Source organism: Leclercia sp. Colony189 (assembly GCF_009740165.1).
Taxonomy (GTDB): Bacteria; Pseudomonadota; Gammaproteobacteria; order Enterobacterales; family Enterobacteriaceae; genus Enterobacter.
Genome location: NZ_CP046557.1, coordinates 3,619,238 through 3,642,224, shown reverse-complemented (window position 1 = coordinate 3,642,224; position 22,987 = coordinate 3,619,238). Strand labels below are relative to the sequence as shown.

35 protein-coding genes are annotated in these 22,987 nt (G+C 52.1%); 29 read left to right on the top strand and 6 right to left on the bottom strand.

The features are described from left to right. Positions 1 to 202 precede the first annotated feature (202 nt). From GNG29_RS17375 to GNG29_RS17365, 3 genes are read right to left on the bottom strand one after another with little or no spacing between them, the layout of a single operon-like run. A complete protein-coding gene (locus tag GNG29_RS17375) occupies positions 203 to 1,177 on the bottom strand; it encodes a hypothetical protein (protein WP_197431818.1) in 975 nt (324 codons plus the stop codon). Positions 1,178 to 1,184: 7 nt separating this feature from the next. Continuing rightward, the gene (locus GNG29_RS17370; RefSeq protein WP_156655076.1) at positions 1,185 to 2,201 is read right to left on the bottom strand and encodes a site-specific integrase; all 1,017 of its coding nucleotides are present in this window, start codon (positions 2,199 to 2,201) and stop codon (positions 1,185 to 1,187) included. Between the two features lies 1 nt (position 2,202). Beyond that, on the bottom strand, positions 2,203 to 2,835 hold the full coding sequence (locus tag GNG29_RS17365) for a phage repressor protein CI (RefSeq protein WP_156655075.1): 633 nt from the start codon (positions 2,833 to 2,835) through the stop codon (positions 2,203 to 2,205). Positions 2,836 to 2,954: 119 nt separating this feature from the next. Here GNG29_RS17365 and GNG29_RS17360 point away from each other — a divergent pair, with 119 nt between their 5' ends. The 13 genes from GNG29_RS17360 (at position 2,955) to GNG29_RS17300 (ending at position 10,852) form a co-directional block, all read left to right on the top strand. Then, positions 2,955 to 3,197 (top strand): Rha family transcriptional regulator, encoded by a 243-nt coding sequence (locus tag GNG29_RS17360; protein WP_057060132.1) that lies wholly within the window; start codon positions 2,955 to 2,957, stop codon positions 3,195 to 3,197. 32 nt (positions 3,198 to 3,229) lie between these two features. Beyond that, on the top strand, positions 3,230 to 3,739 hold the full coding sequence (locus GNG29_RS17355) for a phage regulatory CII family protein (protein ID WP_156655074.1): 510 nt from the start codon (positions 3,230 to 3,232) through the stop codon (positions 3,737 to 3,739). 7 nt (positions 3,740 to 3,746) lie between these two features. Beyond that, the gene (locus tag GNG29_RS17350; protein ID WP_156655073.1) at positions 3,747 to 3,947 is read left to right on the top strand and encodes a phage filamentation protein Fil family protein; all 201 of its coding nucleotides are present in this window, start codon (positions 3,747 to 3,749) and stop codon (positions 3,945 to 3,947) included. After that, positions 3,911 to 4,252: a DUF5347 family protein gene (locus tag GNG29_RS17345; RefSeq protein ID WP_156655072.1), complete on the top strand. Its 342-nt coding sequence runs from the start codon at positions 3,911 to 3,913 to the stop codon at positions 4,250 to 4,252. The genes GNG29_RS17350 and GNG29_RS17345 overlap by 37 nt, the downstream gene beginning before the upstream one ends. 67 nt (positions 4,253 to 4,319) lie before the next feature. Next, complete coding sequence (locus GNG29_RS17340) at positions 4,320 to 4,553, top strand: DUF2732 family protein (protein WP_156655071.1); 234 nt, start codon at positions 4,320 to 4,322, stop codon at positions 4,551 to 4,553. Then, the gene (locus GNG29_RS17335; protein ID WP_156655070.1) at positions 4,553 to 4,780 is read left to right on the top strand and encodes a TraR/DksA family transcriptional regulator; all 228 of its coding nucleotides are present in this window, start codon (positions 4,553 to 4,555) and stop codon (positions 4,778 to 4,780) included. The genes GNG29_RS17340 and GNG29_RS17335 overlap by 1 nt, the downstream gene beginning before the upstream one ends. Beyond that, complete coding sequence (locus GNG29_RS17330) at positions 4,777 to 5,628, top strand: DNA adenine methylase (protein WP_156655069.1); 852 nt, start codon at positions 4,777 to 4,779, stop codon at positions 5,626 to 5,628. The genes GNG29_RS17335 and GNG29_RS17330 overlap by 4 nt, the downstream gene beginning before the upstream one ends. Then, the gene (locus GNG29_RS17325; RefSeq protein WP_156655068.1) at positions 5,625 to 8,018 is read left to right on the top strand and encodes a replication endonuclease; all 2,394 of its coding nucleotides are present in this window, start codon (positions 5,625 to 5,627) and stop codon (positions 8,016 to 8,018) included. Before GNG29_RS17330 ends, GNG29_RS17325 begins: the two co-directional genes overlap by 4 nt. A 154-nt stretch (positions 8,019 to 8,172) precedes the next feature. Further along, positions 8,173 to 8,361, top strand: coding sequence for a hypothetical protein (locus GNG29_RS17320; RefSeq protein ID WP_152159313.1), 189 nt, complete (start codon positions 8,173 to 8,175; stop codon positions 8,359 to 8,361). Between the two features lie 10 nt (positions 8,362 to 8,371). After that, positions 8,372 to 8,605 carry a DinI-like family protein gene (locus tag GNG29_RS17315; RefSeq protein ID WP_152159314.1) on the top strand — a complete coding sequence of 78 codons (234 nt, stop codon included), beginning with the start codon at positions 8,372 to 8,374 and terminating at the stop codon, positions 8,603 to 8,605. 217 nt (positions 8,606 to 8,822) lie between these two features. Then, a complete protein-coding gene (locus GNG29_RS17310; RefSeq protein WP_152159315.1) occupies positions 8,823 to 9,023 on the top strand; it encodes a hypothetical protein in 201 nt (66 codons plus the stop codon). A gap of 3 nt (positions 9,024 to 9,026) precedes the next feature. Beyond that, positions 9,027 to 9,821, top strand: coding sequence for a hypothetical protein (locus GNG29_RS17305; RefSeq protein ID WP_152159316.1), 795 nt, complete (start codon positions 9,027 to 9,029; stop codon positions 9,819 to 9,821). 359 nt (positions 9,822 to 10,180) lie between these two features. Next, a complete protein-coding gene (locus GNG29_RS17300) occupies positions 10,181 to 10,852 on the top strand; it encodes a hypothetical protein (protein WP_109866360.1) in 672 nt (223 codons plus the stop codon). A gap of 52 nt (positions 10,853 to 10,904) precedes the next feature. Here the strand turns inward: GNG29_RS17300 and GNG29_RS17295 are convergent, their stop codons facing one another. Continuing rightward, entirely contained in the window at positions 10,905 to 11,954 is a 1,050-nt protein-coding gene (locus tag GNG29_RS17295) for a phage portal protein (protein ID WP_109866361.1), read from the bottom strand. Next, positions 11,954 to 13,720: a terminase ATPase subunit family protein gene (locus GNG29_RS17290; RefSeq protein ID WP_156655067.1), complete on the bottom strand. Its 1,767-nt coding sequence runs from the start codon at positions 13,718 to 13,720 to the stop codon at positions 11,954 to 11,956. Before GNG29_RS17290 ends, GNG29_RS17295 begins: the two co-directional genes overlap by 1 nt. A gap of 142 nt (positions 13,721 to 13,862) precedes the next feature. Between GNG29_RS17290 and GNG29_RS17285 the strand changes: the two genes are divergently transcribed. The 12 genes from GNG29_RS17285 (at position 13,863) to GNG29_RS17235 (ending at position 19,674) form a co-directional block, all read left to right on the top strand. After that, a complete protein-coding gene (locus tag GNG29_RS17285) occupies positions 13,863 to 14,696 on the top strand; it encodes a GPO family capsid scaffolding protein (protein WP_156655066.1) in 834 nt (277 codons plus the stop codon). A gap of 16 nt (positions 14,697 to 14,712) precedes the next feature. Continuing rightward, complete coding sequence (locus GNG29_RS17280; protein WP_156655065.1) at positions 14,713 to 15,774, top strand: phage major capsid protein, P2 family; 1,062 nt, start codon at positions 14,713 to 14,715, stop codon at positions 15,772 to 15,774. Positions 15,775 to 15,777: 3 nt separating this feature from the next. Next, the gene (locus GNG29_RS17275) at positions 15,778 to 16,428 is read left to right on the top strand and encodes a terminase endonuclease subunit (protein WP_156655064.1); all 651 of its coding nucleotides are present in this window, start codon (positions 15,778 to 15,780) and stop codon (positions 16,426 to 16,428) included. Between the two features lie 93 nt (positions 16,429 to 16,521). Further along, positions 16,522 to 16,986: a head completion/stabilization protein gene (locus GNG29_RS17270; protein ID WP_156655063.1), complete on the top strand. Its 465-nt coding sequence runs from the start codon at positions 16,522 to 16,524 to the stop codon at positions 16,984 to 16,986. Beyond that, on the top strand, positions 16,986 to 17,189 hold the full coding sequence (locus GNG29_RS17265; RefSeq protein WP_039029574.1) for a tail protein X: 204 nt from the start codon (positions 16,986 to 16,988) through the stop codon (positions 17,187 to 17,189). The genes GNG29_RS17270 and GNG29_RS17265 overlap by 1 nt, the downstream gene beginning before the upstream one ends. Positions 17,190 to 17,192: 3 nt before the next feature. Beyond that, entirely contained in the window at positions 17,193 to 17,408 is a 216-nt protein-coding gene (locus tag GNG29_RS17260) for an HP1 family phage holin (protein WP_039029573.1), read from the top strand. Further along, positions 17,389 to 17,898 (top strand): lysozyme, encoded by a 510-nt coding sequence (locus tag GNG29_RS17255; RefSeq protein ID WP_156655062.1) that lies wholly within the window; start codon positions 17,389 to 17,391, stop codon positions 17,896 to 17,898. Before GNG29_RS17260 ends, GNG29_RS17255 begins: the two co-directional genes overlap by 20 nt. A 4-nt stretch (positions 17,899 to 17,902) precedes the next feature. Then, the gene (locus GNG29_RS17250) at positions 17,903 to 18,280 is read left to right on the top strand and encodes a DNZ54_00345 family protein (RefSeq protein ID WP_156655061.1); all 378 of its coding nucleotides are present in this window, start codon (positions 17,903 to 17,905) and stop codon (positions 18,278 to 18,280) included. Next, positions 18,277 to 18,705 (top strand): Rz-like lysis system protein LysB, encoded by a 429-nt coding sequence (gene lysB, locus GNG29_RS17245; RefSeq protein WP_197431858.1) that lies wholly within the window; start codon positions 18,277 to 18,279, stop codon positions 18,703 to 18,705. The genes GNG29_RS17250 and lysB overlap by 4 nt, the downstream gene beginning before the upstream one ends. After that, positions 18,590 to 18,838 (top strand): Rz1-like lysis system protein LysC, encoded by a 249-nt coding sequence (lysC, locus tag GNG29_RS23410; protein WP_231736662.1) that lies wholly within the window; start codon positions 18,590 to 18,592, stop codon positions 18,836 to 18,838. The genes lysB and lysC overlap by 116 nt, the downstream gene beginning before the upstream one ends. After that, complete coding sequence (locus tag GNG29_RS17240) at positions 18,801 to 19,232, top strand: phage tail protein (protein WP_156655059.1); 432 nt, start codon at positions 18,801 to 18,803, stop codon at positions 19,230 to 19,232. The genes lysC and GNG29_RS17240 overlap by 38 nt, the downstream gene beginning before the upstream one ends. Further along, complete coding sequence (locus GNG29_RS17235) at positions 19,225 to 19,674, top strand: phage virion morphogenesis protein (protein WP_156655058.1); 450 nt, start codon at positions 19,225 to 19,227, stop codon at positions 19,672 to 19,674. Before GNG29_RS17240 ends, GNG29_RS17235 begins: the two co-directional genes overlap by 8 nt. Here GNG29_RS17235 and GNG29_RS17230 read toward each other — a convergent pair. Further along, a complete protein-coding gene (locus GNG29_RS17230) occupies positions 19,664 to 20,569 on the bottom strand; it encodes an FRG domain-containing protein (RefSeq protein ID WP_197431817.1) in 906 nt (301 codons plus the stop codon). The two genes, GNG29_RS17235 and GNG29_RS17230, sit on opposite strands and share 11 nt — an antisense overlap. A 73-nt stretch (positions 20,570 to 20,642) precedes the next feature. On the opposite strand from GNG29_RS17230, the gene GNG29_RS17225 reads away from it, so the two are divergent. The 4 genes from GNG29_RS17225 to GNG29_RS17210 are packed head-to-tail and all read left to right on the top strand — an operon-like array spanning position 20,643 to position 22,986. Next, on the top strand, positions 20,643 to 21,221 hold the full coding sequence (locus GNG29_RS17225; RefSeq protein WP_156655057.1) for a phage baseplate assembly protein V: 579 nt from the start codon (positions 20,643 to 20,645) through the stop codon (positions 21,219 to 21,221). Beyond that, complete coding sequence (locus GNG29_RS17220; RefSeq protein ID WP_059307178.1) at positions 21,218 to 21,577, top strand: GPW/gp25 family protein; 360 nt, start codon at positions 21,218 to 21,220, stop codon at positions 21,575 to 21,577. The genes GNG29_RS17225 and GNG29_RS17220 overlap by 4 nt, the downstream gene beginning before the upstream one ends. Continuing rightward, positions 21,564 to 22,472, top strand: a complete 909-nt coding sequence (locus GNG29_RS17215) for a baseplate assembly protein (protein ID WP_059307179.1) — start codon at positions 21,564 to 21,566, stop codon at positions 22,470 to 22,472. The genes GNG29_RS17220 and GNG29_RS17215 overlap by 14 nt, the downstream gene beginning before the upstream one ends. After that, complete coding sequence (locus GNG29_RS17210; RefSeq protein ID WP_156655056.1) at positions 22,465 to 22,986, top strand: phage tail protein I; 522 nt, start codon at positions 22,465 to 22,467, stop codon at positions 22,984 to 22,986. The genes GNG29_RS17215 and GNG29_RS17210 overlap by 8 nt, the downstream gene beginning before the upstream one ends. Position 22,987 lies beyond the last annotated feature (1 nt).

Sequence of the window (22,987 nt, the reverse complement as noted above, 5' to 3'; positions counted from 1 at the left end):
AATTAAAACATAATGAAATCATGGTTTTTGTTTATAAAACAATTTGTTAGTTTTTAGCGGTATGTAAGGGTTTTAGCCGGTTTTGGTGTTGCGCCGCCATTTTGCCGCCAAAATTATATTCCTCGTGAGAAGTCTTTCCAGCATCACTCACTGGGATATCGAAAGCTTGTGCTGAGAGTAAAAAAATACTTAAAAGAGACAACTATATCGCATCATATATATCTTTGGCGCATGACCGTAGTTTTCTGCATTTATTAATTAACTCTGGGTGTGTGTTCTTTGTTACACCAATTATATTGAGTATCTCAGATAAGACTATATATAGTTTGTGGCAAAAAATAAACAATTCAACGGTTGCTATTTTTAATTGGATTTCTTTATTTTCAATCTTTGCATCGAAGAACCTGTAATATGCAATATATTCATCAAGAGCAATGTATTTGCAGATTGAGAGTAACCCATTTTTTATTTTTAAAAGGTCGGCATCTTTCTGCGTAACACCTGTGATTTTTTTTTGATTAATGACTTTCTCGTCAAAAGCGTTGAATGTGTCCAAAGATTTATCTATCAGACGTTCCATTATTTGTAGTGTTTTCTTTGATGGTACATATTGTGGTCCAAATTCAGGCGAAGATTCCGGATAGAATTTTTCATAAAGACTGTTTGGTCTACCAACATATACGCTTAGTTCATTTATTTTTTCAATATAAATATTTAATTTTTCGTTTGGTGACGTCCTTATTGGTCTGCTGGCATTGACTTTTGAAAAATTTTCGACGTATGATTTGTTATGTGCATAATACATATCAGATAGATTTTTTTCTTCTGATAGTTCTATTTGTTTTTTTATTTGGAACGTTCTATGGACGTTAGCTGCTAGCGCTCCTAAGGGCAATGTTAAACTGAGAATTAGCAATGGCAATTTGCTGATTTCTAGGAAAACACCCATTCCTTTACTATCAAATTGTGGAGTGTGTCCGTTCCATGATAAGTATCCAAAATACAAAAAACTTAAAAAAGGCGCTAATATAGCAATATGGAAAGGTGTCTGTTTTAATAATTGTTCATGATTGAAGGTGTAATATTTTCTTTTAATGATAAAGTAAATGGCAATCCCAATAAGGGCGAGATAAATCCACAATGGTGTGAGTGAAATTAAGTAGTCAGTCAAACACATATTAGTCTCATTTCAGGTTGTATAAAGGATTTTTAGTCACAGCATCTTCTAAATGCTCTGGTGAAAAATGCGAGTATATCATGGTCATTTTTATATCAGAGTGACCAAGTATATCGCGCAACACCAGTATGTTCCCACCATTCATCATAAAATGGCTTGCAAATGTATGACGCAGCACGTGGGTACACTGGCCCTCTGGTAACTCGATACCAGCTCGCTTTACTGCTCGTTCGAAGGCTTTTCTACAAGGGGTGAATAACTTCCCTCTACCCTTAGGGAGTTCGTCATACAGATCTTGAGAAATCGGCACGGTACGGTTTTTCTTACCCTTGGTCTTGGTATAAGTGATGCGATATTTTGATATTTGATGGCCCTGTAAGTTTTCGGCTTCACTCCATCGCGCGCCGGTGGCAAGGCATATTTTTGCAACCATCAGTAGGCTCGGGCTTTGAGAATCTACGCAGGCTTCCAGCAGGCGCTTAATTTCTTCAGGCGTCAGGAACGCCAGTTCACCTTCTGCGATTTTAAATGTTGGCAGCCCGGCGAGAGGATTGGGGGCTGACCAGTGCCCTAACTTTTTTAAAGTCCCAAAAACTGATGACAGGTTGCGGTGTTCGAGGTTTACCGTTCGGGGCTTAACTGGTGACATAAGTGCATCATATTCATTTCGCACTTCACCCTTTAGCCGTGCTTCGCGGTATTTAGTAAAGTCACCAGCTGTCAACTCTGAGGCAATAGGATCGCCCAGCCCATTGCAGATAATCTTCAGTTTTGCAATAAGGCGCTTAGGGTCTGCGAGCGTCTGGCCGTATAAAGAGTGCCACTGCTCAATCAATTCTGACAAACGCCGCCGATCTTCCTTTTCACCCAGCCAAGGCTTTTTGTTCACTTCATCCATGGTGAAGTTTTCGAATGCTACAGCCTCGCCCTTTGTCGCAAATTGCTTGCGCACACGCTTGCCGTCACGCCCGTTAGGGTAACACTCGCACAACCATTTTCCGTTCGGCTGTTTTCTGATGGTCATATCAAAGGCTCTTAATGATTTTCAATGCGCGGCCAACAACCTCGATATCATCCAAGCTGCACTCAAAAGAAGAGTCATCTTGATGCACAACTAATCTGTTTCCCGGAAGGCGAGTTAGCTTAACAATACTCTTTATCCCGTCGATATCGACCAACCACATCCCATTCACTGGTGGTGTCTGGTTACGGTCAACTAAATATGAATCGCCAGTGGTATTTACGAGAAGCAACTCGTTTGAGCTAGGGGGAAGCAGGCTGCTATCAATGATGGCCTTCCCGGCTTCAACCAACGAGCCTCCTATAAGGGTAGCCTTGTCGATCTCTGGCGATACAAGTTCAGAAAGAGGTTTTACCTTGCTGGAGTTCACGAAATTGATACTTTTGTTATCATCAATTTTTGCTCTTGGCTCGCCTTGTCCTGTGGTTAGCCAGAGTAAAGAAACACCTGTTTCGAGAGCGCACTGGATTACCCATTCTGCTGGAAAGCTGTCCCTTAAGTATCTGTTTGCCATGGTGCTTTTAGATGCACCAAGGTGATCGCATAGCTGCTGTCTGGATTTGAAATCATAGGCAGCTATCAACCTATGGATAGCCTCTCTACCCCCTGTATTCTCGCCAGCTTTCACCTGTATCATTTTTTAACCCTATTGACGTATCAAATATTGGATCGTAGTATCTCTATTGTTCAAATGTTAAATCACATAAAACAAGATAAAACGACATAAACCAAACCTTAACTGAGAGATATTGCACTATGAGCACTGATATTTCAATTCGTGTACCAAAAGAGATGGCTACGCCTGCGGAATTCGCCGAATGGGAAGGCATTTCACGCGGTTCTGTTTATCAAAAAATCCACCATGGCCAGCTGGCTAAGTACATGGTTAAAAAAGATAAAAATAAGGGCCGCGTAAGCTTGCGTTATCTGATGTACAAAACCGATCAGGTTCGTGAGTCCCTTGGTCATTCCAACTTCCGCGTTGTTGTCGGTCAGTAAGTTCAATTATGAGAACTTTCTAAGAGGCTTACATGTTTGATTATAAGATTTCCAAACATCCACACTTTGAAGAGGCCTGCCGGGCTTTCGCACTGCGTCACAACATAGCGAAGCTGGCAGAACGCGCGGGAATGAATGTCCAGACGCTGCGTAACAAGCTGAACCCGGACCAGCCGCATCAGCTCACACCGCCTGAAATCTGGCTGCTTACCGATCTCACTGAGGACTCTACCCTGGTTGACGGCTTCCTGGCACAAATTCACTGCCTGCCATGTGTACCGATGAACGAAGTGGCAAAAGAGAAGCTGCCGCATTACGTCATGAGCGCCACCGCTGAGATAGGGCGCGTTGCTGCCGGCGCCGTTACTGGCGATGTGAAAACCACTGCCGGACGCCGTGATGTGATCAGCAGCATTAACTCAGTGACTCGCCTGATGGCACTGGCTGCCATTTCCATGCAGGCCCGCCTGCAGGCCAACCCCGCTATGGCAAGTGCGGTGGACACCGTAACGGGCCTTGGCGCTTCGTTCGGCATCATCTGAGGTGATTATGCTGACTAAAGAACCCTCATTCGCATCGCTTTTAGTTAAACAAAGCCCGGCAATGCACTGCGGACATGGCTGGATTATCGGGAAAGATGGCAAACGCTGGCACCCGTCCCGCTCTCAGGACGAACTGCTGGCAGGGCTGACCACTACCAAACAGGTGAAACCATGGCTATTGAAGGCGCTGCTGCGACTGTTCCATTAAGCCCGGGTCAACGTCTGGAAGGGCTAAACCGCATAGCGGAATTAAGGGCAAACGTGTTTGGTCTGAAAATTGAGCCAGAACTTGAAAGGTTTATTAAAGATATGAGCGACCGACGCGATATAAACCATAAACAAAATGAGCGAGCACTGGCAGCCATATTCTTTATGGCAAAAATTCCGGCAGAACGTCACGGCGTCAATATTAGTGATCTGACTACTGACGAAAAACGGGAACTGGTTAAAGCAATGAATCATTTTCGTGCAGTGGTGAGCTTATTTCCCAAACGGCTAACCATGCCGAATTAACCGACAACAAAAATTTATGGCGTAAACCCGCCGGGCATTCTTATGCCTAAATTCAGGAGTAATGAATATGCGAAATATCGAAACCCGCACCACTAAAACCGGACCAGATGATGCTGGCCTGAACCAGATGCTGATTGAAGCGCGCAAAGAAGAACGCCGTGGCCGTGCTGATGTAATGGCAGCCCGCATGGAATCCATTGCTGCCCGTATCGTGTCGCGCCAGCTCAATCACACGGAAGCGGCGGAGCTGCTGCGTGAAGAAGCGGTGAAGATTCAGAACGAAGCTCAGGAGATCCACTGATGGCCGATTCTATGGACCTCGTACAGCAGCGCGTTGAGGAGCAACTGCAGCGCCACATCCACAATGCCCGCAGCCGAAAGGTTGGGGCTTCTTCACTGGAGTGTGAAAGCTGCGGAATTGTCATTCCAGAAAAACGCCGAGCCGCCGTACCGGGCTGTGATCTCTGTGTTACCTGTCAGGAAATCGCAGAGCTTAAAGGCAAACACTACAACGGAGGTGCTGTATGAGCACCATCCTGAAATGGGCGGGCAATAAAACTAAAGTCATGCCCGAATTGATTAAGCACCTTCCTGCTGGTCCGCGACTGGTTGAACCTTTCGCGGGTTCGTGCGCTGTGATGATAGCGACAGACTATCCTCATTATCTTGTTGCGGATATTAATCCTGATTTAATAAATCTATATCAGGAGATTTCCCGCAACACTTCTGATTTTATTGAACGGACCAAACATCTGTTTCAAATGTTCAATAGTGAAGACGGTTATTATGATAGCCGTGATTCATTCAATTATGATAAAGACCCTGATTGGCGTGCGCCTCTTTTCTTATTCTTAAACCGACACTGTTACCGCGGCCTTTGCCGCTATAACAAAAAGGGCGAATTTAACGTGCCCTACGGTAATTATAAAAATCCGTATTTTCCTGAGAATGAAATACGCGCTTTTGCTGAAAAAGCTACCCGCGCCACGTTCATCTGCGCCAGCTATGACGAAACTTTGACATTATTGGTGCCTGGGGATGTTATTTATTGCGATCCGCCTTATGACGGTAATTTTAGTGGCTATCACACTGCCGGTTTTACTGAGGACGATCAGTATCATCTGGCCTCTATTCTTGAGCGCCGTGCATCAGAAGGCCATCCGGTCATCGTTTCGAACAGTGACACTTTCCTGACTCGTTCCCTGTATCGCAATTTCACTCATGACCGCATTAACGTAAAACGCAGCATCGGTGTTGCTGCAGGCAAAGGGAAAACCGCAGACGAACTGATTGCTGTACTCAAACCGAGAGTATGGGCTGGCTTTGATCCAGCAGGCGGCCCTGATTGCTCTGTCGTGCATGAGGTGCGCGCGTGAGTCATCACGAAGTTAAAAAGCACGGCGGCGCAGATGATTCCGCCGCTGCTTTTACCTGGAATGCACCTAAAAAGGCGATTAACCCCTATCTGTACCCGGCGGAAGTTACGCCGGGTTCTGAGCTTTCAAACCTGATTACTCTCTATGCTGCGGATAACGAGCAGGAACAGCTGCGCCGCGAGGCCCTGAGTAATGAGGTCTGGGAGCGCTATTTCTACAATGAATCCCGTGATCCTGTTCAGCGAGAAATGGAGCAGGACCAGCTGATAAGCCGCGCCAAAATGGCCCGCGAACAGCAGCAATTCAATCCCGATCTGGTCATTATTGCTGACGTGAGCGCCCAACCGGCGCACATCAGCAAGCCTCTGCTCGAAAGGATTAAATATTTCCAGAGCCTGGGTAAACCAAAGGCATATTCTCGTTATCTGCGGGAAACCATCAGGCCGTGTCTTGAACGGCTGGAGCAAGTGCGTACCAGTCAGGTTTCCGCCTCCTTCCGTTTTATGGCGAGCCAGGACGGGATGGAGGGCTTGCTGGTTCTGCCAGAAATGAATCAGGAGCAGGTCAAACGGTTATCCACCCTGGTAGCCGCACATATGAGCATGTGTCTGGATACTGCCTGCGGTGAGCTGTTTACGGATGATGACGTTACGCCGGAAGAGATCCGCCGGTCATGGGAAAGGGTCGCCGTTGAAGCTATGCGCCTTGATGTTATACCGCCTGCATTTGAACAGTTGCGCCGTAAAAAGAACCGCCGCAACCCGGTCCCGTATGAGCTTATTCCGGGTTCACTGGCCCGTATGCTTTGTGCGGACTGGTGGTATCGCAAGATGTGGCAGATGCGGTGTGAATGGCGGGAGGAGCAGCAGCGAGCTGTTTGCCTGGTTAACAAAAAGGCGTCCCCGTATGTCAGCTATGAAGCTGTGATCCACAAACGCGAACAGCGCCGTAAATCACTGGAGTTTTTCCGCTCGCATGAGCTGGTTAACGCCGAAGGTGACACGCTGGATATGGAAGAGGTGGTAAACGCCAGTAGCAGCAATCCGGCGCACCGGCGCAACGAAATGATGGCCTGTGTTAAGGGGCTGGAGCTTATCGCAGAAATGCGTGGCGAATGCGCCGTGTTCTATACCATCACTTGCCCGTCACGCTTTCACGCGACGCTCAATAACGGCAGGCCTAACCCGAAATGGACCAGTGCCACGGTCCGGCAGAGCAGCGATTACCTGGTGAATATGTTCGCCGCCTTCCGTAAGGCGATGCACAAAGCCGGGCTGCGCTGGTATGGCGTCCGCGTTGCCGAGCCACACCATGACGGCACCGTGCACTGGCATCTGCTGTGCTTCATGCGCAAAAAAGACCGTAAATCCGTCACCGCGCTGCTGCGTAAATTCGCCATTCGTGAGGACCGGGAGGAGCTGGGCAATAATACCGGGCCGCGCTTCAAGTCTGAGCTTGTTAACCCGCGCAAGGGTACACCGACCAGCTATATCGCCAAATACATCAGCAAGAATATCGACGGGCGCGGGCTGGCGCAGGAAATTAGTAAAGAAACAGGCAAATCACTGCGCGATAACGCTGAGAACGTAAACGCCTGGGCTTCGCTGCACCGTGTTCAGCAATTCCGTTTCTTTGGTATCCCTGGCCGTCAGGCGTACCGCGAGCTGCGCTTGCTGGCTGGTCAGGCTACCAGGGCGCAGGGTGACCAGAAGGCAGGCGCGCCGGTACTGGAAAACCCGCGTCTGGATGCGGTGCTGGCTGCAGCTGATGCTGGCTGTTTTGCCACCTACATCATGAAGCAGGGCGGCGTCCTGGTTCCCCGCAAACATCACCTTGTCAGAACTGCCTATGAGCTGAACGACGAGCCGAGCGCCTACGGCGATCATGGTGTTCGTATTTATGGTATCTGGTCCCCGATCATTGAGGGCCGGATCTGCACGCATGCAGTGAAGTGGAAAATGGTTCGTAAAGCCGTTGACCTTCAGGAGGCGACAGCCGACCAGGGCGCTTGCGCCCCTTGGACTCGTGGCAATAACTGTCCCCCTGTTGAAAATTTGAACCAAACAGGCGGGGATCTACCCGAGATTAAATCCATGAATGACAAGGAGCTGCATGAGTACCTGCACAGCATGGGCCGGAAAGAACGCCGTGAGCTGACCGCAAGGCTGAGGCTCGTTAAACCGAAGCGGAAAAAGGAATACAAACAGAACATTTCGGATCAGCAGCGCCTTCAGCTTGAGTATGAACTGCAGTCCAGAGGGTTCGATGGCAGTGAATATGAGGTTAATTTACTTGTACGCGGCGGCAGCCTTCCGTCAGGGGGTGGCTTGCGCATCTTTTACCAGAACGGGCGGCTGCGTGAGGATGACAAGTGGCGGCAGTATTACTGACCAACCAAAAAAATCCTGTTTTTGACTCATGTCAGGGCTTTCTTATTGAAGGCCAAAAAAGCGTTTTACATTTAGAAATCGGTACTATACTGTATATATAAACAGTGTGTATACATACAGTTATATTGTGTAAGTGGCCGTAATAGGAGGGAAAATGCAGGATTATCTTTTGGAGTCATTGAAACTTCAGCGCATTGATTTTTTCATAAAGCTGGTAGCGGCAAGTGAGTGCAGCGACGAAGAAAAGCGGCTGGCTATCCAGTGGGTTTCTGAGCTGACTGACGAGCTGATGGCGAAAATTCGCAACCATGAATACAGCCGCACAATGGACGTTACCAGTTAGGGAAAAATCTATGCGCATTGAAATAATGATCGATAAAGAGCAGAAAATTAGCCAGGCGCTGTTAGAAGCACTTGAATCCGAGCTTTACCGAAACTTGCGCCCCCTCTACCCAAAAACAGCTATCCGAATCCGCAAAGGTAGTGCCAATGGCATTGAACTTAGTGGGGTAAAACAGGCTGAAGATAAGGAACGTGTAATGGAAATTCTGCAGCAGGTCTGGGAAGACGACAGCTGGTTGCACTAGCTAACGTTGTGGATGTCGGAACGTTGTTCTGGCATCCGCAAGGTTGAACAACGAGCATGCGAGGCGTTAGCAGTGGATAAATTGATTGCAGATCGGTACGTAAATAGGTTAATACGTAGCACTCTTAGAATAGGTTCACATTTTTGTTGTCTTATAATTAGAAGGTATCAAATTCCACGCGCCATACTCTGTGGCGTCTGAGGCATTAGGAGGTGTTATGTCTGAACTTCTTCGTAAAGTTCTCTCGGCTCCCGGTAGACTTATGCAGGATGTTATTCGTCAGGACGTGCAACAGTCTGATAATAGTAAGATTATTACAGATGCTAACGGTGCTGCGACTTTAAACATGAATAATAAACAGGTGCGAGAATCAATGCGCGCCAGAATGGAAGAGTTGGCTGCTAAAAGACAAGGATGAGGAATGGGGCCTTTAGTTATCATGGTCGTCTTGGTATGCGGGTTCTGGTACACGGAAAATCACTACCAGTCCCGCATCCGGCAAGCAAGAAGTAACGGTTGGAATTCATATTTTTATGTAGCCATGCATGGCTGCAAGTTTGCCATACAGGGCTTTACTCTGGTAGCAATTACCTTCATTGCTCTGTTAATCCTAAGCACAGTTATCAATATTTTCGGCTTCATATGGCCTAAGTTCCATGCAGATTTTTATTCATGGCTTACAGATATAAAGGTAATGTCTTATCCGCTGTTCTTTGTTTTGTCCATGGTTCTCGCTGTGTTTATTGCTTATGACCAAGGCAACAATGCACGCAAAGCACTTGAAAATGAAGAAATAAGGCAGACTGCGTATCGCGAGATGGCTGCCCAAGATGGGATTGAGTCCCTGCTTGTGCAGGCCATTGATGAAGGTAAACTTATCTTTGTCACCCTTAAGTCCAGAAAAGTTTACATTGGTTATGTTGCCGCCCCCCGGATGGAGCATCAGGAAACTCAACACCTTGCTCTCATACCATACATTAGCGGATATCGCGATAAAGATACGCTGCGCTACCATGAGCAGCATCGTTACTATGAACTCTATCTCAGCAAGAACATTACAGCAGATTCATCACCATTGAATCTCAAGCATTTTAGGCATGTAATCCCTATGGAACAGGTTGAAAGTATTTCAATTTTCGATACTGAAACCTATAAATCTTTCGAAGACTTCTCCACACCCGAACCAGTGAAGATAGAAAACTCTGGCAGTGCATGACTATGCTGCATGAAATCGCATGATCGTTTAAGGATCGTTTTTGCTTAGGCCCGCCAGAACTGGCGGGCTTTTGCTTATGTCATGCGCCTGCATGAAAACCGCTACCTAAAGCGGGCAGGCGTGGCGGGGATACGAGCGCGCGCAAAGGGGTGAAATAGCAAAAGTCCGGCGCAGCCTACGGCTCGCTGGCGGCTTCCAATTGAAAGGGTGAGGTGCAGCCGCAAAAAAAGAAGCGCCCCGCAGAAAGCTGTTGAGGTTGTTTATTGAGGGGATTGGCTTAAGCGGCAAAACATAACACTTGCAGCTTGCGCATGAATGTCTTATTTTGTGCGTGAGTCGTTAATGTTATGAGGTGTTTTATGGCTTTCAGAGCGGAAGAGGCAGCAGCAGCGAACTTCGAAAATGCTTACAGATATCTAGTTCCACAAGGTTCAAATCAGGAGATGCGTTCGAAGGTCAGGGCGAAGTTAGAGGAAATTGTTGAAGAGTGTGGGCCAGTAGTGGATGGGTATCCGGCATGGCATCCTTTTTTGTTGGAAAGAGATAAAGCTAACTGGGCGCCTACGGTTCCCAAAAATACTCCCAGCTTTAAATATTTGGATCACACGGTCTATTTCAGGAACGGTATTCTTACCTGTCCTTATGGCCATGATGTTGATGAATTTATAGCAGGTGTAAAACGTCTAAAGCACGGGGACGCCTATATCTCTATCGAAAAGATTGAAGACGTTGTGCTTTATCATGAAAACGCCGTCCCATTACTAATTAAATGCCATTGGCATTTTTCGGAAGATATGGAAGAAGATGGCACCATCCCAGCAAAAGCAGCAATTGGATTGATGCTTGAAAGCGAGGTTCCTAACTGGCGGCACGCAGTTTATTGTGAAAGTTGGGAAGATATGCGCGGGCAGTTGATGGGATATCCACACGGTGCCAGATCATCTCTATTTGTTAATCAGCAGACAGGGCAGAAAATGAAAAATTTCTGGAATCAGCTGATTAAGACCGGAGTTCTTGGGGAAGATCGATAAATTTTTGAGGTTTAGCAGCGCCTTTAACAAGCAGAGGCGCTGCTTATTAATTTTAGTTAGCGTTGGTTGTGTCTAGTCCCAGCGTGTATGGCTCGAAGCGGATCACCTCTTCGCCCAGCCAGTCATTTAGCTCTTGCAGGCGCTTCTGCAGCGGCATCAGCTCATTGCGCACAAAGACGCGGCTGGCCTTTTCCACGTCACCAAAGCCGCCGGTATTGTTGGGAATGATGCCCATCATCTGCGGCGGCACGCGGTGCGCGGCCATCATGTCATCCCGGCTCACATTCTTGATATTCAGAAATTCATCTTTTGCCGCTACCTCTGACAAAGGAATGATCTGAATCCCGTCTTTTTTGCCGTTGGGCGAGTACATGAACAGGTTGCGGAAATTACCCGGACCCTTGGCGCTTTTCATGGCCTGGCGGATATTGTTCACGTCCTCCTGGTTCTGCGCGGCGTCGGTCATGTACATGATAAAGCCCGCATGGCTGCCGTTAATGTAATACTTCCGGCGGAACAGCGTGGCGGACTCGTTGAGCAGGGCGGACGGAATGGCTGAGAGGTAGCCGGGCAGCCCGTAAACTTCCTGGTTAATGTCAGGCTCAAGAAGATGGAAAATGCTACCCGGCGTAAATTCGTAGGGCTGCGTGGTGAATCCGTATTGCACAAACCAGTATGTGTCCAGGTCAACGCCGCGGCGGGTGTATTTCGCCAGGGCTGGCTCCAGCGAGAGAACGCCGCCGAGCCGGTTGGTGCGTTTCTCAAGGTAGGCGTTGCCGAATACCAGGTAGTCCTGAACGAAACGGGAAAAAGCCTGCTGGCTGAGCAGGCGGTGCGGGATATAGGTGCTGCTGAGAATGTCACGCTTAACGGCAATCGGTGAACTGTGATGCACGGCGGCGCGGTAGGTGCGCGCCAGCCCGTCAAAACTCACCGGCGGCTCATACCAGCGGTCCATCTGCACGCACTCCACATAATCCAGCAATTCCCGGCGGTCCAGTACCGGGATCGGGTCGCCAAAGCTGAATGCTTCTGCAGATACGCCGCTACTCTGTTGAACGCTCTGTTTAGCTGCAGCGCGGTTTTTATTCCTCTTGCCCATCAAAAAATCTCCACAATGTTGCTGGTATTGGCGGCTTCGCCCTGCAGCGGTTCGTTAAACAGTGCGTGCATCGTTGCCCAGGCCAAATCTGCGTGGCTGGCTTCTTCGCTGCGGCTGGCTTCGTAGGTAGGGCGGTTGCCGCTGGCGGTAGTGGCGCGCCGGATAGCCATGAATGACTGCGCAATGTCGGTGTGTCCTGCGTCAAACTCCAGGCGGCGGTGGCTGATAATGTCGTATGCCTTGAGCACCAGGGCGTTTTTGACGTTGGGGTTGTAGACAAACTCCCGGACCGCCGGGAAGAACGCCTTCACGTTCTCATAGACGCCGTGGCCGACGCCGGTCGAGTCAATGCCGATATAGGTCACGTTGTATTGCTGCGTCAGCTTTTTGATCGCGTCAGCCTGGGCGCGGAAGTCCATCCCGCGCCACTGGTGCCGCTCAAGAATGCGGAACTTGCCGCCCGGCACCGTGGGCGGTGCCATGACCACGCACCCGGCGCTGTCGCCGTTCTGCGTACCTTTCGCCGGGTCATAGCCGATCCAGACTTCGCGCCAGCCAAACGGGCGCAGCGCCAGCGCCTGAAAATCGGACCAGACTTCCCAGCTGTCCACCATGCAGGCCTGCAGCTCGCTCAGCGGGAACACGGACGCCAGATCGTCAATAAACTCGCACATCAGCAGGTTCTGGTATTCGTCCGGGCTGTACTCCATGCGCAGCTGGTCGAGGTCGAAAAGGTTACAGCCACCGCGCACCGCATCTTCCACGGTGACGATCTGGCGGTACTGACCGTCCGGGCAGAGCAGGCCCGGGGCCAGATTGCTGTGGGTCAGGTCAATATCCACCTTGTCCGCTTTGGCGCGGCCCCGGTTGAACAGTGCGCCGGACCAGAACGGATAGGCGCTGTGGGTCAGGCTGGACGGTGTGGAAAAGTAGGTCTGCCGCCATTTTTTGTGAATGGCCATCCCGGATGCCACCTTGCGCAGCTCCTGGAATTTCGGTATCCAGAAATATTCATCCAGGTACAGGTTGCCGTGGTAGCTCTGCGCCGTGCGGGCGTTGGTGCCGAGGAAGTACAGGCACGCGCCGTTGCTGAGCGTCATCGGGTCGCCTTTCAGCTCCACATCAACCTCTTTTGCAAAGTCGATGATGTACTGCTTGAAAACGTGGGCCTGCGCCTTGCTGGCTGAGAGGAAAATCTGGTTACGGCCGGTAGTAATGGCGTCAATCAGTGCCTCCCGGGCAAAAAAGAAGGTTGCCCCAATCTGGCGCGATTTAAGCAGGTTGCGGATACGGTGGCGGTTGCCTGCCTCGTACCAGTGGCGCTGGTAGGCGAACATCGAGCTGTGGAAAACCTCCTGCAGCTTCTCGATCTGTTCGTCGGTGAAAACGTTCTTTTCAGGCTGACGGCGCGGACCTTTGTTGCGGTTGGCTACGTTCGGGTTTAAGTCAGCTTCGTTCCCGCCATCGTTGAATTTACCGATCCGTGCGTGGCGCTCTGACTGACGTGCCAGCAGGTCAATTTCCTTGAAGTCCTTCCCTTCTTTCTGCTCCTTCATAATGAGCTGGCAGTAACGCGCGGCGGTGGTGAGCTGCATCTGATCCAGCGGCCCATAGTCGCCCCACTTGTCGCGCTTCTTCCAGCTGTGAACGGTTGCAACTTTCTCGCCCAGCATCTCAGCAATGCGGGCTACGCGGTATCCCTGAAAGTAAAGCAGCATGGCCTGCCTACGGGGATCGAGGTCTGCGGGGGTCAGTGTCGTGTTCATGGCCCAAACATACGGCCTTGCCCGGCAGCTTTCCCCGGCTGCGGTTTGTGTGACGGGCGGTACAAGCGCCGCGCGTTGTTTCACTCCCCCCATCACCGCAACCATAAGGCTCCAGTAAGTTTTTTCTAACGGAGCACGGCTCATGACAGTGAAGACAAAGCGTTTTCGTATCGGGGTGGAAGGTGCCACCACCGACGGACGCGAAATCCAGCGCGAATGGCTGGAGCAGATGGCGGCCAGCTACAACCCGGCGGTCTATACCGCGCTGATTAACCTTGAGCACATCAAGTCCTATTCACCGGACAGCGCCTTTAACCGCTACGGCAGAGTGACCGGGCTGTTAGCTGAAGAAATTCAGGACGGCCCGCTGAAGGGCAAAATGGCGCTGTATGCCGACGTGGAGCCGACCAGCTCACTCGTTGAACTGGTCAAAAAAGGCCAGAAGCTTTTCACCTCCATGGAAGTCAGCCCGAAGTTTGCCGACACCGGCAAAGCCTACCTTGTCGGCCTGGCCGCCACTGACGATCCGGCGAGCCTGGGCACCGAAATGCTGACCTTCAGCGCCAGCGCCGCGCAAAACCCGCTGGCTCACCGCAAGCAGAATCCTGAAAACCTGTTTACCGCCGCCGAAGAAACGCTGATCGAACTGGAAGAAACCCAGGACGAAAAGCCGTCCCTCTTTGCCCGCGTCACCGCGCTGTTCACCAAAAAAGAGCAGACCGATGATGCGCGTTTTTCCGACGTGCACAAAGCCGTTGAGCTGGTCGCCACCGAGCAGCAGAACCTGAGCGAGCGCACTGATAAATCCCTGTCCGACCAGGACGCGCGCATTTCAGAGCTGGAGTCCTCGCTGCAGGAGCAGCAGGCCGCCTTTGCCGAGCTTCAGCAGCAGCTGAGCCGTGAAGACAGCCGTAAAGATTACCGCCAGCGCGCGCCGGGCGGTGACGCACCGGCTGGCACCCTGACCAATTGCTGATGGAGCATACAACCCGATGAAAAAGAAAACCCGCTTTGCCTTTAACGCCTACCTGCAGCAGCTGGCGCGCCTGAACAACGTAGAAGTTGAAGAACTTTCCAGCAAGTTCACCGTTGAGCCGTCCGTGCAGCAGACGCTGGAAGACCAGATCCAGCAGTCCGCCGCTTTCCTGACGCTCATTAATGTCTCGCCTGTTGATGAGCAGTCCGGCCAGCTGCTTGGCCTGGGCGTTGGCTCCACCATTGCCGGAACCACCGACACCACCACCAAAGAGCGCGAACCTACCGATCCGATGCTGATGGAGGACGTGGAATATAAATGCGAACAGACCAACTTTGACACGGTGCTGACCTACGCAAAGCTGGACCTGTGGGCGAAATTCCAGGACTTTCAGGTGCGTATCCGTAACGCCATCATCAAGCGCCAGGCGCTGGACCGCATCATGATCGGCTTCAACGGCGTGAAGCGCGCCAAAACCTCTAACCGCGCTGAAAACCCGCTGCTGCAGGACGTGAATAAGGGCTGGCTGCAGAAAATCCGCGAAGACGCGGCGGACCACGTTATGGGCAGCACCACCCAGGACGGCTCCACCACTGCAGGCGCGGTGAAGGTGGGCAAGGGCGGCGACTATGCCAACCTGGACGCCGTGGTGATGGATGCGGTCAATGAACTGATCGACGTAGTTTACCAGGACGATGACGAACTGGTTGTTATCTGCGGTCGTGAACTGCTGTCTGACAAGTATTTCCCGCTGGTCAACAAAGAGCAGGAAAACAGCGAGAAAATCGCCGCCGATCTGATTATCAGCCAGAAACGCATGGGCGGTCTGCAGGCGGTACGCGCGCCGTTCTTCCCGGCGAATGCCCTGCTGATCACCCGTCTGGATAACCTGTCCATTTACTGGCAGGAAGACACCCGCCGCCGTTCTGTTATCGACAACCCGAAACGTGACCGGATCGAAAACTTCGAATCCGTCAACGAAGCGTATGTGATTGAAGATTATCGCTGCGCGGCCCTGGTCGAAAACATCGAAATCGGTGATTTCACCACGCCATCTGCGCCGGAAGGTGGGGAGTAACGCATGAGCCTGAGTCCCGCACGGCAGCACCGCCTGCGCATTCAGGCCGAACAGGCCGCCCGCGAGGGCGGCAGTGTTCGCCATGCGTCCGGCTATGACCTGATGCTGCTGCAGCTGGCAGAAGACCGCCGCCGCCTTAAGGGTATCCAGTCCACCGTGAAAAAGGCGGAAATCAAGGTGGAGCTTCTGCCGAAGTATGCCGCCTGGGCGGAGGGCGTGCTGGCTGCCGGAGGTGCGCAGCAGGATGACGTGCTGATGTACGTGATGCTGTGGCGTATCGACGCCGGTGATTATGCCGGTGCGCTGGAAATCGGGCGTCATGCACTGCGCCATGGCTGGGTGATGCCGCTGGGCAACCGCAACGTGCAGACCGTTCTGGCGGAAGAAATGGCGGACGCCGCACAGAGCGCCCTGCTGGCAGCCACCAGTTTTGATGCCGATCTGCTCCTGCAGACGCTGGACCTGACAACCGATCAGGATATGCCGGACCAGTCCCGGGCGCGCCTGCACAAAGCCATCGGCGCGGTACTGACCGAAATTAACCCGGCTTCTGCCCTGAATCACCTTACCCATGCGCTGCAGCTCGATCCCCGCTGCGGCGTGAAAAAAGAAAAGCAGCAGCTGGAGCGCAGATTGCGCAGTGACAGCCGCTAACGAACGTGCCCCGCGCACGGGCGGCACGGGGTGGTGAAAGGCACTGCCACATCAAAACCCCGTCCACCGCCCACTATTTCAGGAGAAAGCCGCATGCAGTTTATTGCGCCAGAACAGGTCCCGGAACAGGCGGAAGTTATTAAAAATACGCCGTTCTGGCCTGACGTGGACCTGTCGGAATTTCGCAGTGTGATGCGCACTGACGGCACGGTGACGCAGCCGCGTCTGAGGCAGGTTGCGCTTACAGCAATATCAGAGGTTAACGCTGAGCTGTACGACTTCCGCAACCGTCAGCAGATGCTGGGCTACCGGGATCTGGCTGACGTGCCGGCGGAAATGCTGGACGGCAAAAGCGAGCGCATTCAGCACTATCTTAACGCCGTCTATTGCTGGGCGCGCGCCGTGCTCAATGAGCGTTACCAGGATTATGACGCCACGGCGTCCGGGGTGAAGCGAGGGGAGGAACTGGCGGAGGCCAGCGGCGATCTGTGGCGTGATGCCCGCTGGGCTATCAGCCGGGTGCAGGATGCACCGCACTGCACGGTGGAGCTTATCTGATGAAAGTGCGTGCGCACCAGTATGACACGGTGGACGCGCTTTGCTGGCGTCATTACGGGCGTACGCAGGGTGTCACCGAGCAGGTTCTGCAGGCAAATCCGGGGCTGGCTGAGTATGGCCCTTTTTTACCGCACGGGCTGCAGGTGGAGCTGCCGGACATTCCGGCGACAACCACGGCGCAGACCGTCCAGCTATGGGACTGAATTATGACGCTTGAACGAATCAGCGCCTTTATCACTTACTGCATCGCTGTTTTGCTGGCATGGCTGGGCGATCTGTCGCTTAAGGATGCTTCAACGGTTGGCGGCGTGCTGATTGGTGTGCTGATGCTGGCTATCAACTGGTATTACAAGCACAAAACCTACCAGCTGCTGCGCGACGGGCAAATCACGCGGGGGGAATATGAATCCTTCAATCGTTAAACGCTGCCTTGTCGGAGTGGTGCTGGCTATCGCCGCCACGCTGCCCGGTTTCCAGTCGCTGAATACCTCTGTTGAGGGGCTGAAGCTGTTAGCCGATTTCGAGGGGTGCCGCCTGCAGCCTTATCAGTGCAGCGCGGGTGTCTGGACCGACGGGATCGGCAATACGTCCGGCGTGGCGCCCGGTAAAACCATTACGGAGCGGCAGGCGGCGCAGGGGTTAATCAGCAATGTGTTGCTGACGGAAAAAAGGCTGGATGCCTGCCTGAAGGTCAGACCCCCGCAGCATGTTTACGATGCGCTGGTAAGCATCGGCTTCAACGTGGGTACCGGCGCAATATGCCGATCCTCCATGGTGTCCTACATCAACCGCCAGCAGTGGTGGCAGGCATGCAACGAGCTGCCGCGCTGGGTTTACGTCAACGGTAAGAAAAATAAAGGGCTGGAGAACCGCCGCGCGCGGGAGTTGGCCTGGTGCTTAAAAGGAGCGTAATACAATGAAAAAGAAACTTATGAACGTGTTTTTTCAGATCGCCTGGGTGGTGTTGTTGATGGCCGCGCTGTTTTATCCACGCAGTAGCGCCCCGGTCCTGGTTGTTGCCGCTGTCTGGGTTATGAGCCTTTTAACCTGGGCGCTGACCTTATGTGGCGTGCTTGGCGCAATTGCCGGAGGTTCAGCAAAACAGTCCATCAAAGAGTTGCTCAGGAAATTCTTTGCTGCGCCGGATAAGCCGTTGCTCAGCTGGCTGATGAAAATCCTGATTGTTGTCTGCCTGGCGTGGTCCGGCTGGGTGATCACCCTGGTGTTTTATTTACTGACGCTGTTGGTTTACCGGGTTGCCCGTTCTCAGCTGTCAGAGACGGCAGCAGCCTGATGCGGGCGCTGGCGGTAGTGCTGGCGTTGACGCTTGCGGCGCTGGGCTGGCAGTCGTGGCGGCTTAACAATGCCAGCCACACCATCGAGACGCAGGGCGCGGCGCTGAAAAGCAAAGCGCAGGAACTGACGAAGAAAAACAGCCAGCTGATCGGCCTTTCCATTCTGACTGAAACCAACAGCCGGGAGCAGACGCGGCTTTATGCGGCGGCGGAGCAGACCTCCGCGCTGCTGCGTAACCGTCAGCACCGGATAGAGGAACTGAAACGTGAAAATGAGGATTTGCGCCGCTGGGCTAGCACTCCTTTGCCTGCTGACGTTATCAGGTTGCGGGAGCGTCCGGCCCTCGCCGGAGGTGCAGCTTACCGTGAGTGGCTGTCCCAGAGTGACGCAGTGCCGCCTGGAAAGGTCAGCGCCGCGCAGTAACGGCGATCTGAATGCGGTGCTGGATGAAACGGAGGCCGCCTGGGCGGCGTGTGCTGACAAAGTAGACACGATAATTGCGTGCCAGGAGCGAGACAGTGAACAAGCCGCAGTCTTTACGCAGCGCCCTGAATAAGGCGGTGCCGTATGTCCGCAGTAACCCGGACAAACTGCACCTGTTTGTGGATAACGGCTCACTGGTGGCAACCGGGGCCAGCTCCATGTCATGGGAGTACCGCTACACCCTGAACGTGGTGATCGAGGATTTCAGCGGGGACCAGAATCTGCTGATGGCTCCCGTTCTGCTCTGGCTCACTGACAATCAGCCGGATGCAATCAATAACCCTGAGCTGCGCGAAAAGCTGTTTACCTTTGACGTGGATATTCTGCGCAATGATGTGTGCGATATCAGTCTGAACCTGCAGTTGACGGAGCGAGTGCTTGTAAGCACAGACGGGGGCATGTCGAGCGTGGAGGCGGTGCCGGAACCGGACGTAGCGGAAGAGATGTGGACGGTGAAACATGGGTGAGCTACAGAGGGTGGATGACTGGCTGGCAGCGTTGCTGGCGAATCTTGAGCCTGCCGCGCGCAGCCGCATGATGCGGCAGCTGGCGCAGGAGCTGCGCCGCACGCAGCAGCAAAACATCAGGCTGCAGCGCAATCCCGACGGAAGCGGCTATGAGCCGCGCCGGGTCACGGCACGCAGTAAGAAGGGGCGAATTAAGCGCCAGATGTTTGCGAAACTTCGCACCACTAAATACCTGAAAACAACAGCCAGTGCGGATTCTGTCAGCGTGCAATTTGACGGCTCAGTGCAGCGCATTGCCCGCGTTCACCATTATGGCCTGCGTGATCGAACCAGTCGCAAAGGGCCGCAGATCCGCTACTCACAGCGCCGCCTGCTGGGTGTAGACGACAAGAGTGAAGAAATTACTAGTGATATCCTTTTGCGCTGGTTTATCAAAAACTGATTTCTAATTCATCTAATTTATTTCTCGCGTTATCCAGGTTGATTTCGTCATGGATTGCTTTTCCTGCCCCATCAGCGGAAGGATATATACTTGCCGCACTAAATCCAGCTTTATTGAGAAGCAAGTATGCTTTATATGTTTCTTTTATAGGGAGTGTATATTTGAAAAATACCGGATGTTGATAATCTCTTGAAAGTTGATCAAGCCCATGTATAACTGCTGGCTGTCCTCTACCTCCAGTATGCGGGTGAACACTAAAAAGTCCGAATTGCGCAGCAAGATGTGGGCTAATTGAGCCTGCTGAAGAATGCAACCTTATTTGCGGATGAAGGTTTATACGTTCTCTATTAAATGCCCATACGGCTAATTTGCTGGTTGGTGTCCATTTTTCATAATTAGCAATACATGAACTGACAGCAAAATAAATTGCTATATACGGAACTCGTGTCCAATCTAAAAGTCTGGTTGGCACACCATGGTGTTGTGCTAAGGCCATTACATCCAAAACCTCTGGATTAGGCCATGAGGAAGGGTTTGTAAGCCAGTAGTCCTGAAAACCAATGTCTAAATGTGCCCTACGAAAGTCTGGGCTATCACCAGGAATACGGATTCCGACTCTGTCACAATGTTTAACAAATGACATAAGAGTTATTATCTCACTTGCAACTATATCATCTGATGTTGATGCTGTTCTTCTTGCCAGGTATCGTGATGGTTTTCGAAGCGCTGATGGTATCAAACTCCAGTCAGCATTACCTTGCCCTCTATAAACAATGTTATCAATACAGTTTTGGTCAATCTGTTTTGTAGGGGATAAAGCATCCCATAGTTCATCCGCATTACTGTATTCACGTAGTTCGTAGGTTGGATATTTTCTAGAATTCATTTTCTTCATTTATAGCTTTGTGTGGAGTTCCATACAAGTTATCACACTGCATTTCAAAAGTAGCTAATGGCAATCTTAAGCCATGAATGCACAACTGACCGAAATCATGCGCCTTATCACCAACCTGATCCGCACCGGCACCGTGACCGAAGTGGACCGGGAAAACTGGCTGTGCCGGGTAAAGGTGGGCGAGCTAGAAACTAACTGGATTAACTGGCTGACACTGCGTGCCGGTGGCGGTCGCACCTGGTGGTGTCCGTCCCTGGATGAACAAGTGGTGGTGCTGAGCCTGGGCGGCAATCTGGAAACCGCTTTTGCGCTGCCTGCCATTTACTCCAATCAGTTTGCACCGCCGTCGAATTCTGTGGACGGCTGTGTAACGGAATACCCGGACGGAGGCTGGTTTGAATATGAACCCGCGACCGGCCGCTGGCACGTCAAAGGTATCAAATCAATGGTGATAGAGGCGGCTGACAACATCACCCTGAAAACCGGTGAGTTTGTTGTGGAAGCAAGCAACACGCGCATAAACAGCCAGGTGGTGATCAATGGTGGCGTCACCCAGGGCGGCGGTGCCATGAGTTCTAACGGGATCGTGGTGGATAACCATGCCCATATCAAAGTTATGAAAGGCGGCGATACCTCGGGAGGCCCGGTATGACGCTCTATATCGGCATGAGTCAGGGTAACGGCAGGGCTATCACTGATACGGAACACCTGCGCCAGTCAGTACGGGATATTCTGCTGACCCCGCAAGGGAGCCGAATTGCGCGCCGGGAATATGGCTCCCTGCTGTCTGCCCTGATAGACCAGCCACAGAACCCGGCGCTGCGTCTGCAGATCATGTCTGCGGTCTACGTAGCCCTGAGCCGATGGGAGCCACGGCTTACGCTGGATTCCATCACTATCAGCAGCAGCTTTGACGGCTCAATGGTGGTTGAGCTAACCGGGAAGCGCAATAACGGCGCGTCTGTATCCCTTTCAGTGCCAACAGGAGCAGATAATGGCAGTAATTGACCTTTCCCAGCTCCCGGCCCCGCAGATTATTGAGGTGCCGGACTTTGAGGCGCTGCTTGCTGAGCGCAAGGCAGCTTTTGTAGCCCTTCATCCGGTGGATGAACAGGACGCGGTGCGGCGCACACTTGAGCTGGAATCTGAACCCGTCACCAAATTACTGCAGGAAAACACATACCGGGAAATCCTGCTGCGTCAGCGAATCAATGAGGCTGCGCAGGCGGTCATGGTGGCTTATGCCATGGGTAGTGATCTCGATCAACTGGCAGCCATTAATAACGTAAAACGACTTACGATCATTCCCGGAGACCCGACGGCGATTCCGCCGGTTCAGGCGGTGATGGAGTCTAATAATGATTTACGCCAGCGCATACCGGCGGCAATGGAGGGTTTGAGCGTGGCTGGCCCATCTGCTGCCTATGAATTTCACGCGCGCAGTGCTGATGGCCGTGTGGCTGATGCGTCAGCTATCAGCCCGACACCGGCAAATGTCACCGTTACCATACTTTCCCGCGAAGGAGATGGAACGGCAGCGGCAGACCTGCTCGCTGTTGTGGCTGCTGCGCTCAATGATGAAAGTGTGCGCCCGGTGGCTGACCGGGTAACAGTGCAGTCTGCCTCCATCGTGAATTATACGATTAATGCCCAGCTCTATCTCTATCCAGGGCCGGAGGCGGAGCCTATTAAAGCGGCCGCTATTGAGCGATTGCAATCCTACATTAAAGCTCAGGCACGGCTGGGACGTGATATCCGCAGATCTGCCATTTACGGTGCGCTCCATGTGGAAGGAGTCCAGCGTGTAGAGCTGACCGCGCCTGCAGTTGATGTGGTGCTGGATAAATCAAAAGCGGCTTACTGCACAGCAGCAACCGTAACCATCGGGGGAACGGATGAATAGTCTGCTTCCTCCGGGATCGTCTGTCCTTGAGCGCCGACTGGCGCAGGCCTGCAGCGATATCAGCAACCTTGATGTGCCACTGCGTGACCTGTGGAACCCCTGGAGATGCCCGGTGAAGTTTCTGCCCTATCTGGCGTGGGCGTTTTCGGTTGACCGCTGGGATGAAGCCTGGGCAGAGAACGTCAAGCGCCAGGCTGTCAGTGACGCCTTTTTCATTCACCGCCGCAAAGGGACGCTTGCCGCTATCCGCAGTGCGGTTGGCCCGCTTGGGCGAATCATCGGTATTACGGAATGGTGGGAAAACAATGCCACGCCTGGCACGTTCGAACTGGACATTGGAGTGCCGGAAAGCGGTATGACGCCAAACATGAATATCGAAATGGACCGACTGATCAGTGATGCCAGGCCCGTCAGTCGTCACTGCTCAATCAATATTGTGCAGGAAGTGCCGGGTTATCTGTACACCGGCGGGGCCATCTATGACGGCGACATTATTACGGTTTATCCAGGGTAAT

What these genes read in the sequence shown, in the direction of transcription:
- GNG29_RS17375 (WP_197431818.1), bottom strand. Translation starts at nt 1,177, where the DNA reads ATGTGTTTGACTGACTACTTAATTTCACTCACACCATTGTGGATTTAT.
- GNG29_RS17370 (WP_156655076.1), bottom strand. Translation starts at nt 2,201, where the DNA reads ATGACCATCAGAAAACAGCCGAACGGAAAATGGTTGTGCGAGTGTTAC.
- GNG29_RS17365 (WP_156655075.1), bottom strand. Translation starts at nt 2,835, where the DNA reads ATGATACAGGTGAAAGCTGGCGAGAATACAGGGGGTAGAGAGGCTATC.
- GNG29_RS17360 (WP_057060132.1), top strand. Translation starts at nt 2,955, where the DNA reads ATGAGCACTGATATTTCAATTCGTGTACCAAAAGAGATGGCTACGCCT.
- GNG29_RS17355 (WP_156655074.1), top strand. Translation starts at nt 3,230, where the DNA reads ATGTTTGATTATAAGATTTCCAAACATCCACACTTTGAAGAGGCCTGC.
- GNG29_RS17350 (WP_156655073.1), top strand. Translation starts at nt 3,747, where the DNA reads ATGCTGACTAAAGAACCCTCATTCGCATCGCTTTTAGTTAAACAAAGC.
- GNG29_RS17345 (WP_156655072.1), top strand. Translation starts at nt 3,911, where the DNA reads ATGGCTATTGAAGGCGCTGCTGCGACTGTTCCATTAAGCCCGGGTCAA.
- GNG29_RS17340 (WP_156655071.1), top strand. Translation starts at nt 4,320, where the DNA reads ATGCGAAATATCGAAACCCGCACCACTAAAACCGGACCAGATGATGCT.
- GNG29_RS17335 (WP_156655070.1), top strand. Translation starts at nt 4,553, where the DNA reads ATGGCCGATTCTATGGACCTCGTACAGCAGCGCGTTGAGGAGCAACTG.
- GNG29_RS17330 (WP_156655069.1), top strand. Translation starts at nt 4,777, where the DNA reads ATGAGCACCATCCTGAAATGGGCGGGCAATAAAACTAAAGTCATGCCC.
- GNG29_RS17320 (WP_152159313.1), top strand. Translation starts at nt 8,173, where the DNA reads ATGCAGGATTATCTTTTGGAGTCATTGAAACTTCAGCGCATTGATTTT.
- GNG29_RS17315 (WP_152159314.1), top strand. Translation starts at nt 8,372, where the DNA reads ATGCGCATTGAAATAATGATCGATAAAGAGCAGAAAATTAGCCAGGCG.
- GNG29_RS17310 (WP_152159315.1), top strand. Translation starts at nt 8,823, where the DNA reads ATGTCTGAACTTCTTCGTAAAGTTCTCTCGGCTCCCGGTAGACTTATG.
- GNG29_RS17305 (WP_152159316.1), top strand. Translation starts at nt 9,027, where the DNA reads ATGGGGCCTTTAGTTATCATGGTCGTCTTGGTATGCGGGTTCTGGTAC.
- GNG29_RS17300 (WP_109866360.1), top strand. Translation starts at nt 10,181, where the DNA reads ATGGCTTTCAGAGCGGAAGAGGCAGCAGCAGCGAACTTCGAAAATGCT.
- GNG29_RS17295 (WP_109866361.1), bottom strand. Translation starts at nt 11,954, where the DNA reads ATGGGCAAGAGGAATAAAAACCGCGCTGCAGCTAAACAGAGCGTTCAA.
- GNG29_RS17290 (WP_156655067.1), bottom strand. Translation starts at nt 13,720, where the DNA reads ATGAACACGACACTGACCCCCGCAGACCTCGATCCCCGTAGGCAGGCC.
- GNG29_RS17285 (WP_156655066.1), top strand. Translation starts at nt 13,863, where the DNA reads ATGACAGTGAAGACAAAGCGTTTTCGTATCGGGGTGGAAGGTGCCACC.
- GNG29_RS17280 (WP_156655065.1), top strand. Translation starts at nt 14,713, where the DNA reads ATGAAAAAGAAAACCCGCTTTGCCTTTAACGCCTACCTGCAGCAGCTG.
- GNG29_RS17275 (WP_156655064.1), top strand. Translation starts at nt 15,778, where the DNA reads ATGAGCCTGAGTCCCGCACGGCAGCACCGCCTGCGCATTCAGGCCGAA.
- GNG29_RS17270 (WP_156655063.1), top strand. Translation starts at nt 16,522, where the DNA reads ATGCAGTTTATTGCGCCAGAACAGGTCCCGGAACAGGCGGAAGTTATT.
- GNG29_RS17265 (WP_039029574.1), top strand. Translation starts at nt 16,986, where the DNA reads ATGAAAGTGCGTGCGCACCAGTATGACACGGTGGACGCGCTTTGCTGG.
- GNG29_RS17260 (WP_039029573.1), top strand. Translation starts at nt 17,193, where the DNA reads ATGACGCTTGAACGAATCAGCGCCTTTATCACTTACTGCATCGCTGTT.
- GNG29_RS17255 (WP_156655062.1), top strand. Translation starts at nt 17,389, where the DNA reads ATGAATCCTTCAATCGTTAAACGCTGCCTTGTCGGAGTGGTGCTGGCT.
- GNG29_RS17250 (WP_156655061.1), top strand. Translation starts at nt 17,903, where the DNA reads ATGAAAAAGAAACTTATGAACGTGTTTTTTCAGATCGCCTGGGTGGTG.
- GNG29_RS17235 (WP_156655058.1), top strand. Translation starts at nt 19,225, where the DNA reads ATGGGTGAGCTACAGAGGGTGGATGACTGGCTGGCAGCGTTGCTGGCG.
- GNG29_RS17230 (WP_197431817.1), bottom strand. Translation starts at nt 20,569, where the DNA reads ATGAAGAAAATGAATTCTAGAAAATATCCAACCTACGAACTACGTGAA.
- GNG29_RS17225 (WP_156655057.1), top strand. Translation starts at nt 20,643, where the DNA reads ATGAATGCACAACTGACCGAAATCATGCGCCTTATCACCAACCTGATC.
- GNG29_RS17220 (WP_059307178.1), top strand. Translation starts at nt 21,218, where the DNA reads ATGACGCTCTATATCGGCATGAGTCAGGGTAACGGCAGGGCTATCACT.
- GNG29_RS17215 (WP_059307179.1), top strand. Translation starts at nt 21,564, where the DNA reads ATGGCAGTAATTGACCTTTCCCAGCTCCCGGCCCCGCAGATTATTGAG.
- GNG29_RS17210 (WP_156655056.1), top strand. Translation starts at nt 22,465, where the DNA reads ATGAATAGTCTGCTTCCTCCGGGATCGTCTGTCCTTGAGCGCCGACTG.